Origin of the sequence: Pseudomonas sp. BIGb0381 (genome assembly GCF_024809815.1) — a bacterium.
Lineage (GTDB): Bacteria > Pseudomonadota > Gammaproteobacteria > Pseudomonadales > Pseudomonadaceae > Aquipseudomonas.
Window position 1 is genome coordinate 253,732 of sequence record NZ_JANUEN010000004.1, and the last position, 13,546, is coordinate 267,277.

Sequence of the window (13,546 nt, forward strand, 5' to 3'; positions counted from 1 at the left end):
ACCGGATACATGTCACTTCGTCTTATCGTCAGCGCCGTCCTGGCCTTGATAGCCAGTACCGCGTTGGCGGAAGGTCCCTCTTCGGCGATCTCTTATACCCGCGACATCCAACCAATCTTCACCGAGAAGTGCGTGGCTTGCCATGCGTGCTACGACTCGGCCTGCCAACTGAACCTGGGCAGTGCCGAGGGTGCGACGCGGGGCGCCAGTAAGGTGCCGGTCTACGATGGCGAACGTAGCCAGGCGACCAAGCCGACCCGCCTGTTCTATGACGCGTTCGGCAAAGCTGCCTGGCAGCGCGAAGGCTTCAGCTCAGTACTCGACGCCCAAGGCAGCCAAGCTGCGCTGATGGCGCGCATGCTCGAACTCGGTCATCGCCGCGCGCCGTTACAACCCAACGCCAAGTTGCCCGCTGATATTGTGCTGGGCCTTAACCGCGAGAATATGTGCCCGTTGCCGGGAGAGTTCGACGCTTACGCCGGTGCTCACCCCAATGAAGGCATGCCTCTGGCCGTAACTGGCTTGAGCGACCAGCAATACCAGACGCTGCAACGCTGGCTGGCCTCCGGTGCACCGATTGACGAGCAAGGTGTGGCCCCCAGTGCCCAGGAAGCCGCGCAGGTGCTGCAATGGGAAAACCTGTTCAATGCCCCCGGCGCCCGGGAAAGCCTGGTGGCCCGTTGGCTGTTCGAGCATTTGTTTATTGCGCACCTCTATTTCGAAGGCGGTGAGCCGGGGCATTTCTTCCAGTGGGTGCGCTCGCGTACCCCCAGCGGCCAGCCGATTGACCTGATCAACACCCGTCGTCCCAATGACGATCCCGGCACCCGCGTGTACTACCGCCTGTGGCCCGTACAAGGGGTGATCGTCCACAAGACTCACATCACATACCCCCTCAGCGCAGAGAAAATGGCGCGGATCAAAGCCTTGTTCTACAGCGGTGACTGGCAGGCCAGCGCCTTGCCGGGCTATGGCCCCGGCCGTCGTGCCAATCCTTTCGAGACATTCGAGGCGATTCCCGCCCAGGCGCGCTACCAGTTCATGCTGGATAACGCCGAGTACTTCGTGCGCACGTTTATTCGCGGGCCGGTATGTCGCGGGCAAATTGCCACGGATGTGATCCGCGACAATTTCTGGGCGCTGTTCCAGGCGCCCGACCACGACCTGTACATCACCGATGCTCGCTATCGCGGCCAGGCCACGCCGTTGCTGGCGATGCCAGGGCAGAATGACGACGTGGGCAGTGTGCTCAGCCTGTGGCTCAAGTACCGTGATAAGCGCAACCAGTACGAAGCGCTGCGGCGGGACAGCTATGCCGAGCTGCCGGCGCCCAGTTGGTCGACGCTATGGGTCGGCAACGACAACGCGCTGTTAAGCATCTTTCGCCACTTTGACAGCGCCTCGGTCAATAAAGGCCTGATCGGTGAAGTCCCGCAGACGATGTGGTTGTTCGACTTTCCATTGCTCGAACGCACCTATTACCAGTTGGTGGTCAACTTCGACGTGTTCGGCAACGTATCGCACCAGGCCCAGACCCGCCTGTACTTCGACCTGATCCGCAACGGCGCCGAGCAGAACTTCCTGCGCCTGATGCCCGCCGATAGCCGCGATGCCTTTATGGATGATTGGTACCAGAACAGCGGCAAGATCAAGCTGTGGCTGGACTATGAGGCGATCGATGACGATAAGCCCACTGGCCTGCATCTGGATGAAAAAGACCCGAAGCGTGACTTTGCCAACCAATTGCTTACCCGCTACAGCTACCTGAATGCCAGCCCGGACCCGATCAACCGTTGCGCCGGGGCGTACTGCTCGCGTGATGGCATCGACCCGGCATTGCAGGATGCGGAGCAGGCGCTCAGCCGCCTGACCTCGCGCCCGGCGGCGGGGCTCAAGGTGATCGACCAGTTGCCCGAAGCCACGATGCTGCGTATCGAAACCGCCAGCGGCCAGCGTGTGGTCTACAGCCTGCTGCGCAACCGCGCTCACAGTAACGTGGCGTTCCTGCTCGGTGAGGCCTACCGTTATCAGCCGGGCCTCGACACGCTGACCCTCTATCCGGGCGTGCTCAGCAGCTACCCGAACTTCATGTTCAATATTCCTGCGCAGGAAGTGCCAGAGTTCGTGGCTGAAATGGAGCGGGCCAAGGACGCCAAGCGCTTTGAAAAAATCGTCGATCGCTGGGGCGTGCGCCGCAGCCATCCGTTGTTCTGGCAGTATTTCCACGATTTGTCCCAGTACATCCGCGAAACCACGCCAGTGGAAGAGGGGGTGCTGGATATGAACCGTTATGAAAACCTCTGACTGGGGCGAGAGTCTTTTCCGACAAAATTACTAGGACTTTGTACCTGCGTAATATTTTGGCGTAAACTGCCGGCAAGCCTGTGAGGAGTTTCCATGACTGCCATAACCATTACCGACGCCGCCCACGATTACCTGGCTGACCTGCTGTCCAAGCAGAACACCCCGGGTATCGGCATCCGCGTCTTTATCACCCAGCCTGGCACCCAGTACGCCGAGACGTGCATTGCCTACTGCAAGCCCGGTGAAGAGAAACCTGAAGACACCGCCCTGGGGCTGAAAAGCTTCACCGCGTATATCGACAACTTCAGCGAAGCCTTCCTGGACGATGCCGTGGTCGACTACGCCACCGACCGTATGGGCGGCCAGTTGACCATCAAGGCGCCCAACGCCAAGGTGCCGAACGTCAACGCCGACAGCCCGGTAAACGAGCGCATCAACTACTACCTGCAAACCGAGATCAACCCGGGGCTGGCCAGCCACGGCGGTCAGGTCAGCTTGATCGACGTCGTCGATGACGGCATCGCCGTATTGAAGTTCGGCGGCGGCTGCCAAGGCTGTGGCCAGGCGGACGTGACCCTGCGTGAAGGCATTGAGCGCACTTTGCTGGAGCGCATTCCGGAGCTCAAGGGCGTCCGTGACGTGACAGACCACACGCAGAAAGAAAACGCCTACTACTGAGTAAGGCGTTCACTGCGAACAAAAAACGGCGCCCGTGAGCGCCGTTTTTTTATTCTTTTAATTCAAGCTCTTACACCATCTATCTAACAATAAAGATCAAGTGTGGGAGGGGGCTTGCTCCCGATAGCGGTGCCTCAGTCGTCTCATGAGGAAGCTGACACACCGCTATCGGGAGCAAGCCCCCTCCCACATTGCTCTTTGTGTTTTTTAATTTAAATCAGTGTGTTGGTGTGATTTTATGAAGTAAAAAATCAAGGTCGATAAAGGTGCGCATGCCCGGCCCGATACAGTGACGACTCACTGAAATTGTCACTGGCCAGCACCCGGCCCACCACGATCAGCGCCGTACGCCGAAAGCCCTTGGCGGCGACTTTGTCGGCAATATCGCTGAGCGTGCCGACCACCCAATCCTGATCCGGCCATGTCGCCCGGTGTACCACCGCCATCGGGCAGTCCGCGCCATAGTGTGGCAGCAGTTCGGCGATGATCTTCTCCAGATGATTGACCCCCAGGTGAATCGCCATGGTCGTGCCATGCCGGGCCAGGCTGTCGAAGTCTTCCCCGGCCGGCATGCTGGTTTTATCGGCGTAGCGGGTCAGGATCACGCTTTGGGCGATGTCCGGCAGGGTCAGTTCCGTTTCCAGCAACGCGGCGCAGGCTGCCACCGCCGTTACTCCGGGAATGATCTGGAAAGGGATGCCCAACTCACGCAAGTAACGGATCTGCTCGCCAATCGCGCCATACAGGCTCGGGTCGCCGGAGTGCACGCGGGCCACATCCTGGCCGTTGGCGTGGGCAGTCTTGATCAGTTCGATGATCTGTTCCAGGTGCAGTTCGGCGCTGTTGACCACCTGTTGCGCCTGATGTCCTTCCAGCACCGCCGCCGGCACCAGCGAGCCGGCATAGATGATCACCGGGCAACTGCGGATCAGGCGTTGGCCTTTGACGGTGATCAATTCCGGATCGCCGGGGCCGGCGCCGATGAAGTAGACGGTCATGGAGAATTCCTGTGCAAAAGCGGGCGAGCATGAAGATTGCTCATGATCGGGAAGGGCGATTATCGGGATTTTAGCCGGCGCAGGCCAATGCAAAGGTGGCCTGGGCGGTTTTCTGGCGAGTGATCAACAAGCGGGCAGGACCGCCGCAGAGCTGTTCGGCCAGGGCCAGGGCAGCGCTTTCGGCGATGCCATAACAGCCGGTATGGGCAAACGCGACGGTGGATTTGTGGCTCAGCCGGTCTTCATACGCCGCCAGTTGCGCGGCGCTGAAGCACTGCAACGGCAGATTGAGCAAGCGGGCCAGGGCGAGCAACCCAGGCTCGTCCTGTTTACGGTCGATGCTGGCCAGTGCCGTGACACGCTGGCGCTCAATCCCGCCATTGGCGAGGGCGCTGTCAAACAGGCCCAGCAGGGTGTCTACATCACAACCCCGCTGGCAACCCAGGCCGACCACCAGGGTCATGCCGAGTATTGGTCGTCGCGGTTGCGGCGGAACAGCCAGGCACTGATCAGGCCGAGCGCCAGCCAGAACGCCACGTTGGTCAACTGCGAAGCGATCTTGAACTGCGCTTCGAGGGCTTCCGGCGCCAGCATGGAATGGGTTTCCGGCTGCGGCGCGCCGATCACATGTGGCACCACCAGGATCGCCACGCCCAAGACTTTCAGCAGCCAGTTGCGCCCAAACACGATCAGGGCAATACCGGCCGCCGTCGAGGCAGCGGTGCCGATCCACCAGATTTGTCGTTGCGCCAGGTCAGCGGCGGCAGTGCCCGGCAGCTCCGGTGGCAGGCCCAGAGTGGGCGCCAGCACAAAGGTGGCGTAACCGGCCAAGCCCCACAGCAAGCCTTGGGCCGTACGGGTAGGGGCGCGCAGGGTATAGAGGCCGGCGAGCATCAGGGCGAAGCCGACGGCGACCACGAGGTTGCCGCCGGTGGTCGACAGCACGCGCTGCCAGCCGTCTTCCGGTTCCCAGGCTTCGGCGTCGTGGGTGTGTGCTGCGGCGCCGGCGGCGTGCTCATGCACGACTTCAGTCGCGGCCGGGGCCTTTTCAAAGGTTTCCGCCTGCAGAATCAGCGGCGCGACCCAGAAGCTTTGCAACAGGGTCAGCAACAGGGCAGCGAGCAAGCCGGTGAACCCTGCGGTTTGCGCAATACGCTTGATCATATCGGCAGGCCTCAGTGGCACGGGAACGCGGCGCTGTGACGGGTATCGTGGGCCGCGTTGTGCACCGCCTCGATATGCGAGAAGCCGGCAAAATACACCAGACACGCACCAAGGATCGACGCACCGATGGCGGCGGTCAGGCGTTGGCTGAGGGTGGCGGAGCTGCTGGCGGTGTGCGAGGTGCTGCTGATGATCGACATGGCGCGTCCCTTTCAGGTGTCAGGGTGAAACGAGCGCATGCAAACCCCGCGAGCCAGGCACGCAGGGTTTTAACAGCGCCCGCCCACCGCGGGTTTGTTATTCGATGTTATTCGGGCCGGTCTCCGGGCTTGCGAGGGACACTGGGTCTATAAAGCGTCGCCTTCCCATGCCGTACAGGCACAGTGGATCTGACGCTTCACTCGCTTACCGTTGCGGGGGCAGCACCGGACTCGTCATAACGCTATGACTCACCGGTTTCCCGTTTCACCCTGTGAAGGGCACCCGAAACAAGATGTGTAGGAGAGCATGGGCCGGGGACGGTAGTCAAATGCGGCGAGCCCCTGTAGCCTTGCACCTTCGAGGTTCTTCGGCCCAGGTCGAAGCTAAGAAGGGAACGCGGTCCAAGCCGCGGCTGCCCCCGCAACTGTGAAGGGTTTATCTGACTGCCACGCCACTGCCATTACGGCGGGAAGGCGCAGTCGGCGCCGGTCGCAAGACCCGCAAGCCCCAAGCCAGGAGACCTGCCTCGTAACCGATTTTCCAATTCAACCGGGCGGGGTGATCCGGTGACGAAATCCGCGTCTGCGCGCCGCCGCAGGGCCTATCGTCCCGTATGCCCGCCCCAAAGGGCATCCGATGAAAACACTGGCCAAACTCCCCGTCACCATCGTTACCGGCTTCCTCGGCTCGGGCAAAACCACCTTGCTGCGCCATATGCTCGACAACGCCCAGGGCCGTCGCATTGCGGTGATCGTCAACGAGTTCGGCGAGCTGGGCATCGACGGTGAAATCCTCAAGCAGTGCTCCATCGGTTGCACCGAAGAAGAGGCCAACGGCCGCGTGTACGAGCTGGCCAACGGCTGCCTGTGCTGCACGGTGCAGGAAGAGTTCTTCCCGGTGATGCGCGAACTGGTCGCCCGTCGCGGCGACCTCGACCATATCCTTATCGAAACCTCGGGCCTGGCCCTGCCAAAACCGTTGGTACAGGCCTTCCAGTGGCCGGAAATCCGCAGCGCCTGCACGGTTGATGCGGTCATCACCGTGGTCGACAGCCCGGCCGTGGCCGCCGGCACCTTTGCCGCGTTCCCGGACCAGGTCGATGCCCAGCGCAAACTCGACCCGAACCTGGACCATGAATCGCCGCTGCACGAGCTGTTTGCCGACCAACTGGCCAGCGCCGACCTGGTGATCCTCAACAAATCCGACCTGATCAGCGCCGAAGACCTGGCCCGTGTACGCCTGGAAGTCGCCGAAGAACTGCCGCCGGCTGTGAAGGTCATCGAAGCCAGCAGCGGTCGCCTGCCGTTGGATGTATTGATCGGTCTCGGCGCGGGTTCCGAAGAACATATCGACGGTCGCCATAGCCACCACGATCATCACCACGATGGTGAAGACGATCATGATCACGATGCCTTCGATTCCATCTCCATCGACCTGCCCCAAGCCGACGAGGCGCTGCTGCTCGACGCCCTGACCCAATTGGTGGTTCAGCACGGCATCCTGCGCGTCAAAGGCTTCGCCGCCATCCCGAACAAACCGATGCGCCTGCTGATCCAGGGCGTGGGCACGCGTTTCGACAAGCACTTCGACCGTGCCTGGGGCGCCGACGAAGCGCGCATCACACGGCTGGTGCTGATCGGCCAGGAGCTGGACGCGGCGGGCCTCGAAGCGCAGCTGCGCGCTGCCCTCAGCGTTTAACCCATGCACCTGCTCAGGACTCAGCCCGGTGGTTTCGTCGCGGACGACAATATTGCCGACCTTGGCCAAACCCCCGCTGAACTGGTGATTCTGTGCAGCGGCGATTCCAGCCTGGCGCTGCTGGCCGAAGCGGCCCAGCAGTTGCCCGAGGATTACCCCAGCCTGCGCCTGGCCAACCCGATGCAGGTGCAGAACCATGCCTCGGTCGACCTGTATGTAGACGAAGTGCTGCGCCACGCCAAGGTCATCCTGATTTCGCTGCACGGCGGCATCGGTTACTGGCGCTACGGCATCGAGCGTCTTGTGGAGCTGGCCGCGCGCGGCGTCACCCTGATCCTGGTGCCGGGGGATGATCGCCCGGACCCGGAACTCAGCGGCCTGAGCACGGTGAGTGCCGAACAGCGCGACCGGCTGTGGCACTTCCTTCGTCAGGGTGGTTTGGGCAATGCCCTGGACTTCTATCGTTGCCTGGCCAGCGGCTACCTGGGACGCGACTATGCCTGGGCCGAGCCGCAAACCCTGCCGCGCACGGCGATTTATCACCCGCATAAAGCCAACCCTCGTCTCAATGACTGGCAGACCGATTGGCACGCGGATTGGCCCGTGGCGGCGGTGCTGCTCTACCGCTCGCACCTGCAGGCGGCCAATACCGGTTTTATTGATGTGTTCTGCCAGCGCTTGCAGGCGGCGGGCCTTAACCCGTTGCCGATGGCGGTGGCCAGTTTGAAAGAGCCCGGCTGCCTGACGGTGGTCGAGGACCTGCTGGATGAGGTCGGCGCGGCGGTAATCCTGAACACCACCGGTTTTGCCCAATCCAGCCCCGAAGCCCCGCATCTGCGGCCGTTTCGTCGCAATATTCCGGTGATCCAGGCGATTTGCGCCCAGGATAACCAGCCGGGCTGGCAGGCCAGCGAGCAAGGCCTTGGCCCTCGCGACCTGGCGATGCACATTGCCTTGCCCGAGCTGGATGGGCGGATTATCAGCCGGCCGATCAGCTTCAAGGATCTGGCCTGGCGCAGCGAGCGCAGCCAGTCGGACGTGGTGTGCTACCGCGCAGCGCCCGAGCGCATGGATTTCGTCGCTGAATTGGCGCGCCGTTGGGTCGAACTGGCACGGCTGCCGAATGCGGATAAACGCATTGCCCTGATCCTCGCCAACTACCCGACCCGCGACGGTCGCATCGGCAATGGCGTGGGCCTGGACACCCCGGCCGCCGCGCTGAATATCCTGCGCGCCCTGCAAGCCGAAGGTTATCCGGTGCCGGATCAATTGCCCGAAAGCGGCACTGCGCTGATCCATGATCTGCTCGGCGGCGTCACCAACGATCTCGACAGCCTCGACCTGCGCCCCTGCCATCAAAGCCTGGGCCTGGACGACTACGAGGCGATGTTCCAGCGCTTGCCTGAGTCCAATCGCCAGGCGGTGCTGGAGCGTTGGGGCGCTCCGCACAACGATCCGATGTTCCGCGACGGCCGCCTGATGATCGCCGGCCTGCGCCTGGGCCTGACCTTCATCGGCATCCAGCCGGCCCGGGGTTACCAGGTGGATGCCAGCGCGGTGTACCACGACCCGGACCTGGTGCCGCCCCACGGCTACCTGGCGTTCTACTTCTGGTTGCGCCACACCTACGGCGCCCATGGCGTGATCCATGTGGGCAAGCACGGCAACCTGGAATGGCTGCCGGGCAAGGGCGTGGGGCTCTCGGAAAACTGCTGGCCGGATGCGCTGCTGGGGCCGCTGCCGAACATCTACCCGTTTATCGTCAACGACCCGGGCGAGGGCGCCCAGGCCAAGCGGCGCACCCAGGCGGTGATCATCGACCACCTGATGCCGCCGCTGACCCGCGCCGAAACCTACGGGCCGTTGCGTAATCTGGAGCTATTGGCGGACGAATACTACGAAGCCCAACTGCTCGACCCGCGCCGTGCCCGCGAACTGCAAAAAGACATCCTCCAACTGGTTCGCGAAACCCGTATCGACCAGGAGCTTGAACTGGATGGCGACGCCGATGCTGCGATTTGGCTGCCGCGCCTGGACACCTACCTGTGTGACTTGAAGGAGTCGCAGATCCGCGACGGCCTGCATATCTTTGGCGAGTCCCCGCAGGGTCGCTTGCGGATTGACACCCTGCTGGCTTTGCTGCGCATCCCGCGTGGCGATGGCCGTGGCCCGCAATCGAGCCTGCTGCGCGTGTTGGCCAAAGCCTTCGAGTTGGGCTTCGACCCGCTGGACTGCGCCCTGGCTGAGCCCTGGACCGGACGACGCCCGGCGGTGTTGCAGACGATCGATACGCAGTTGTGGCGTACCGCTGGTGATACCCGCGAGCGCCTGGAACTGTACGCCGCGCGACTGATCGAGCAGGCATTGGAAGGGCCGGTGGAACAGCTGGAAGAGCCCGGCTGGGAGGATGTGAAGGCGGTGATCGAAAGCCTGCGCATTGTGGTCGCGCCACGCCTGGATGCCTGCGGCCCTGCGGAAATGCACGGCTTGCTGGATGCCCTCGGCGGGCGTTTTGTGCCGGCTGGGCCAAGCGGCGCGCCGAGCCGTGGGCGCCTGGATGTGCTGCCTACCGGGCGCAATTTCTTTACCGTGGACGTGCGTAACCTGCCCACGACCACGGCATGGCGCATCGGTTTCCAGTCGGCCAACCTGATGCTTGAGCGGCACCTGCAGGACCACGGCGACCACCTGCGCCAGCTCGGCCTGTCGGTGTGGGGCACGGCCACCATGCGCACCGGTGGCGACGACATCGCCCAGGCCATGGCGCTGATGGGCGTACGGCCGGTGTGGGCCACGGGCAGTCAACGGGTGGATGACTTTGAAATCCTGCCGATCAGCCTGCTGGACCGCCCGCGCGTGGACGTCACGCTGCGCGTGTCCGGGTTTTTCCGCGATGCGTTCGCCAACCTGATCCGCCTGTTCGACGCGGCGGTGCAAGCGGTGGCGGCCCTGGATGAGCCGGACGACATGAACCCACTGGCCGCCAAGGTGCGCAGTGAGCGCGCGGCGTTGCTGGCGTCCGGCCTGGATGACGAGGTGGCGGCGAAACAGGCCGGCTGGCGTATCTTCGGGGCCAAGCCCGGTGCCTATGGCGCGGGCGTGCAGGGCGCCATTGACGGGCGTCTGTGGCAAAGCCGCGAGGACTTGGCCGAGGTCTACCTGAACTGGGGCGGCTACGCCTATGGCGGTTCCGATGAAGGCACCGCCGCTCGCGAGCAGTTCGCCCAGCGCCTGAGCCAGGTGCAGGCGGTGTTGCAGAACCAGGATAACCGCGAGCACGACCTGCTCGACTCCAACGACTACTACCAGTTCCAGGGCGGCATGCTCGCTGCCGTGGAAACCCTGAGCGGCGACAAGGCCGTCAGCTACCATGGCGACCACAGCCAGCCGGACCTGCCCAGGATTCGCACCTTGAAGGAAGAGCTGAACCGGGTGATCCGTTCTCGCGCCGCCAACCCCAAGTGGATCGACGGGGTGAAGCGCCACGGCTATAAAGGTGCGTTCGAAATGGCCGCGACCGTGGACAATCTGTTCGCCTTCGACGCCACCACTGAGCTGATTGACGATCATCAATATGCATTGCTCGCCGACGCCTACCTGCTCGACCCTGACACCCGGGCCTTTGTGCAGCAGCACAACCCCGCAGCGCTGCGTGATATGACCGAGCGCATGCTCGAAGCCCAGCAGCGCGGTTTGTGGCAGGAACCGGGGGCGTACCGCGAGGCGTTGGAAAACCTGTTGCTGGATATAGAAGAAGACAGCTGATGACCAATATTCCCCATTTCCCGCTGTCCGCCGTGGTCGGCGCCGACGACCTGAAACTGGCGCTGTGCCTGACCGCCATCGACCCGAAGATCGGTGGCGTGCTGATTGAAGGCCCACGCGGCATGGCCAAATCAACCCTGGCCCGTGGCCTGGCGGATCTGCTGGCCAGCGGGCAATTTGTCACCTTGCCGCTGGGCGCCACCGAAGAGCGTCTGGTCGGGACCCTGGACCTCGACGCCGCGCTGGGCGAAGGCCGCGCGCAGTTTTCCCCTGGCGTGCTGGCCAAGGCGGACGGCGGCGTGTTGTATGTGGATGAAGTCAACTTGTTGCCTGATCACCTGGTGGACCTGTTGCTCGACGTCGCCGCCAGCGGCACCAACCTGATCGAACGCGACGGCATCTCCCATCGGCATTCGGCGCGCTTTGTACTGATTGGCACGATGAACCCGGAGGAGGGCGAGTTGCGCCCGCAGCTGCTGGACCGCTTCGGTTTCAACGTAGCGCTGAGCGGGCAGACGGTGCCTTCCGAGCGCGGGCAGATCATCCGGCGTCGCCTGGATTTCGACAGCGACCCCGCCGCTTTCTGCGCGCAGTGGACCGAGCAGCAGGCAGCGTTGCGCGAGCGCTGCACCCAGGCGCGGGCGCGGCTGGACAGTATCGATCTGGATGATCAGGCCTTGGCGCAGATCACCGAGCGTTGCTTTGCCGCAGGTGTCGACGGCTTGCGTGCTGACCTGGTCTGGCTGCGCGGCGCCCGGGCCCACGCGGCGTGGCGGGGCGCGGATAAAATTGCCGAAGAAGACATCGAAGCGGTTGCGGAATTTGCCTTGCGCCACCGTCGCCAGGAGCAATCCCCACCGGCCAGCCCACCCAATCAAGGGCAGTCGCCGACACCCTCGGACACGTCGCCCGGGCAAGGCCAATGGGGCAACATGCCCGCGCCGGCCCTGCCCACAGGCACACGCCGAGACGTGCCCACCTGGCCAAAAAAGCCCTAGGCATTCGCCCCCGAGCTGACGCGGGGGCGGATGCCCGCCCCAAGGCGGGGCGACTGGACAACGGCAGGCAGGGCAAGGCACGCAGTGCGCAGCAGGGTTCGATCAACTGGCCGGGCACCTTGCTCGGCGGTCGGCCGCACTCCCGTGAAGACCTGCGCTACCACCTGCGCAGCCGCTCGCCCCATGAGTTGTGGCTGGTGATCGTGGATGCGTCGGCGTCCACCCGGCGGAATCGTGCATTAACCGACGCGAAGGGATTGCTCGCCCAGCTGTTTGACGACGCCTACCGGCAACGCGCACGCATGGCGTTGCTGACCGCCAGCGGCCAGGCGCCGAAGTGGCAGGTACAGGGGTTGAAAGCAGCGAAAGGCCTGGCGGGCTGGCTGGATCAGTTGGGTGCAGGCGGTGGTACGCCATTGCTGGCGGCGCTGACCGAGGCCGGGCATTGGCTGCTGGCGCGGCGCAAGCGTTATCCGGCGGAGCAGCAGCGCGTGCTGGTGATTACGGATGGGCGACTCAAGGACATCGACGGGTTGCCGTTATTGGCGTGTGCGGGGTTGCTGGTGGATATCGAGCGCGGGCCGATCAGGCTGGGGCGGGCCCAGGCGTTGGCGGCGGGGTTGCAGTTGGATTATCGGCATATCGATGAGTTGTAGTGCCGGTACCGTCGCCATCGGGGGCAAGCCCACCTCCCACATTTGATCGAGTACACCCTTTGGAATGCGGTCAGTGTGGGAGGGGGCTTGCCCCCGATGAGGCCCTCAATACACCACACACTCTATCAGCCAGCCCCCGGCACATTCGGCCAAAGATCCGCCACCAGGAACAACCGTTCGGCTTCCTCCCAATCCTCGCCGTTCTGCACCATGCGCACGAGCAACTGTGCGGGTGCCATCGGATCAAGGTCTGCCAGCCAGGCCTGCATCTGTCCTTCACTCCACACTTCATCCGCCGGGTAGTGCGCCGGCGCCAGCCACGCATGCCGGGGCAACGGTTGCCAGCGACCTGGCGCGCTGGCGCTGACAAAATCCCGCCAATCACGTTGATGCAACCAGCGCCCGCGCAAATGCTGCGGATGGGCACCGTGGGGCGATTCGGCCTGGCCCGGCCATGGATAGAGCAAATACCCGCCGAGCCACAGGTGCGCGTCAAACTGCTGAATATCCAGGGCCGCCAACACCTCACGGCTCTCCGCCCGCGCCGAAATCGGCAATTGATGCTGGGCCAGGTGCGCCAGCTTGCGGTCCAGCCGGTCATGGCAGCCCGGGCCCAGCCACTGCGCGGTGTCCCGGCCGGTGCCGTCCTGCGGGCCGAGATAGAGCTTGATCGCCAGTTCCAGGTGGTGCACGCCATCGCGGTCGCGCAGCAGCATGTCCAGCTCGCCCAGGGTGTGCCCGGCACGGCGGATCGGCAGGTTGGCGGCGAGCAATTCCACCCCCGGCGCGTGCTGCACGGCGAACTGCCACAGGCGTTCGTAGTACAGACCCAGGCGCCGGGTGCGCGACAGGCTCAGCCAATGCTGCAAGGCGCGGCTGTCCTGGTCGAGTGCGCGTAGCCAGTGTTCAAGACGCTCGGGCGCCTGCACCCAGTCGCTGCCCGCCAGCGGGTGGCGCTGCGGCCAAGGTGTTTGCGCGAGCATCGGCGGGGCAAGCATCACCCACGCCAGGTCGCGCACCTCGGGGTGGCGCAGCTGGCGGGGCAGGTTGTGCAAATCCGGGAACACAGTCATGGTCCGAGCAT

The 13,546-nt window shown here is 63.7% G+C and carries 11 protein-coding genes and 2 riboswitches; of the genes, 6 read left to right on the forward strand and 5 right to left on the reverse strand.

The window, feature by feature from the left end; genetic code table 11:
* Positions 1–9 precede the first annotated feature (9 nt).
* Together M2397_RS14530 and nfuA are read left to right on the forward strand one after the other, a co-directional pair.
* A complete protein-coding gene (locus M2397_RS14530; protein WP_259243768.1) occupies positions 10–2,304 on the forward strand; it encodes a fatty acid cis/trans isomerase in 2,295 nt (764 codons plus the stop codon).
* 93 nt (positions 2,305–2,397) lie between these two features.
* Entirely contained in the window at positions 2,398–2,982 is a 585-nt protein-coding gene (nfuA, locus tag M2397_RS14535) for a Fe-S biogenesis protein NfuA (protein WP_027606479.1), read from the forward strand.
* A gap of 251 nt (positions 2,983–3,233) precedes the next feature.
* On the opposite strand, the gene cobM is transcribed toward nfuA, so the two are convergent.
* From cobM to M2397_RS14555, 4 genes are all read right to left on the reverse strand, one after another.
* A complete protein-coding gene (gene cobM, locus M2397_RS14540) occupies positions 3,234–3,980 on the reverse strand; it encodes a precorrin-4 C(11)-methyltransferase (RefSeq protein ID WP_259243769.1) in 747 nt (248 codons plus the stop codon).
* 70 nt (positions 3,981–4,050) lie between these two features.
* The gene (locus M2397_RS14545; RefSeq protein WP_131696629.1) at positions 4,051–4,443 is read right to left on the reverse strand and encodes a cobalamin biosynthesis protein; all 393 of its coding nucleotides are present in this window, start codon (positions 4,441–4,443) and stop codon (positions 4,051–4,053) included.
* Positions 4,440–5,144, reverse strand: a complete 705-nt coding sequence (locus M2397_RS14550) for a CbtA family protein (protein WP_131696628.1) — start codon at positions 5,142–5,144, stop codon at positions 4,440–4,442. The genes M2397_RS14545 and M2397_RS14550 overlap by 4 nt, the downstream gene beginning before the upstream one ends.
* Before the next feature lie 11 nt (positions 5,145–5,155).
* The gene (locus M2397_RS14555) at positions 5,156–5,344 is read right to left on the reverse strand and encodes a CbtB-domain containing protein (protein ID WP_027606475.1); all 189 of its coding nucleotides are present in this window, start codon (positions 5,342–5,344) and stop codon (positions 5,156–5,158) included.
* Positions 5,345–5,440: 96 nt separating this feature from the next.
* A riboswitch (cobalamin riboswitch) is annotated at positions 5,441–5,646 on the reverse strand.
* Positions 5,647–5,688: 42 nt separating this feature from the next.
* Positions 5,689–5,889: riboswitch (cobalamin riboswitch) on the forward strand.
* A 92-nt stretch (positions 5,890–5,981) separates the two neighbouring features.
* On the opposite strand from M2397_RS14555, the gene cobW reads away from it, so the two are divergent.
* Genes cobW through M2397_RS14575 form a run of 4 tightly spaced genes read left to right on the forward strand, consistent with a single transcriptional unit; the run spans position 5,982 to position 12,462 of the window.
* Positions 5,982–7,043 carry a cobalamin biosynthesis protein CobW gene (gene cobW, locus M2397_RS14560; protein WP_131696626.1) on the forward strand — a complete coding sequence of 354 codons (1,062 nt, stop codon included), beginning with the start codon at positions 5,982–5,984 and terminating at the stop codon, positions 7,041–7,043.
* Between the two features lie 3 nt (positions 7,044–7,046).
* Positions 7,047–10,808, forward strand: a complete 3,762-nt coding sequence (gene cobN, locus M2397_RS14565) for a cobaltochelatase subunit CobN (RefSeq protein WP_259243772.1) — start codon at positions 7,047–7,049, stop codon at positions 10,806–10,808.
* Positions 10,808–11,806, forward strand: coding sequence for an ATP-binding protein (locus M2397_RS14570; RefSeq protein ID WP_184745831.1), 999 nt, complete (start codon positions 10,808–10,810; stop codon positions 11,804–11,806). The genes cobN and M2397_RS14570 overlap by 1 nt, the downstream gene beginning before the upstream one ends.
* A gap of 53 nt (positions 11,807–11,859) precedes the next feature.
* Complete coding sequence (locus M2397_RS14575; protein WP_259243881.1) at positions 11,860–12,462, forward strand: VWA domain-containing protein; 603 nt, start codon at positions 11,860–11,862, stop codon at positions 12,460–12,462.
* A gap of 125 nt (positions 12,463–12,587) precedes the next feature.
* Here M2397_RS14575 and M2397_RS14580 read toward each other — a convergent pair whose 3' ends face one another.
* Complete coding sequence (locus tag M2397_RS14580) at positions 12,588–13,535, reverse strand: DUF1853 family protein (RefSeq protein WP_259243775.1); 948 nt, start codon at positions 13,533–13,535, stop codon at positions 12,588–12,590.
* Positions 13,536–13,546: the final 11 nt, after the last annotated feature.

Coding starts and splice junctions, on each gene's coding strand:
- M2397_RS14545 (WP_131696629.1), bottom strand. CDS start 4,443: ATGACCCTGGTGGTCGGCCTGGGTTGCCAGCGGGGTTGTGATGTAGAC.
- cobM (WP_259243769.1), bottom strand. CDS start 3,980: ATGACCGTCTACTTCATCGGCGCCGGCCCCGGCGATCCGGAATTGATC.
- M2397_RS14550 (WP_131696628.1), bottom strand. CDS start 5,144: ATGATCAAGCGTATTGCGCAAACCGCAGGGTTCACCGGCTTGCTCGCT.
- cobN (WP_259243772.1), top strand. CDS start 7,047: ATGCACCTGCTCAGGACTCAGCCCGGTGGTTTCGTCGCGGACGACAAT.
- nfuA (WP_027606479.1), top strand. CDS start 2,398: ATGACTGCCATAACCATTACCGACGCCGCCCACGATTACCTGGCTGAC.
- M2397_RS14530 (WP_259243768.1), top strand. CDS start 10: ATGTCACTTCGTCTTATCGTCAGCGCCGTCCTGGCCTTGATAGCCAGT.
- M2397_RS14555 (WP_027606475.1), bottom strand. CDS start 5,344: ATGTCGATCATCAGCAGCACCTCGCACACCGCCAGCAGCTCCGCCACC.
- M2397_RS14580 (WP_259243775.1), bottom strand. CDS start 13,535: ATGACTGTGTTCCCGGATTTGCACAACCTGCCCCGCCAGCTGCGCCAC.
- M2397_RS14570 (WP_184745831.1), top strand. CDS start 10,808: ATGACCAATATTCCCCATTTCCCGCTGTCCGCCGTGGTCGGCGCCGAC.
- cobW (WP_131696626.1), top strand. CDS start 5,982: ATGAAAACACTGGCCAAACTCCCCGTCACCATCGTTACCGGCTTCCTC.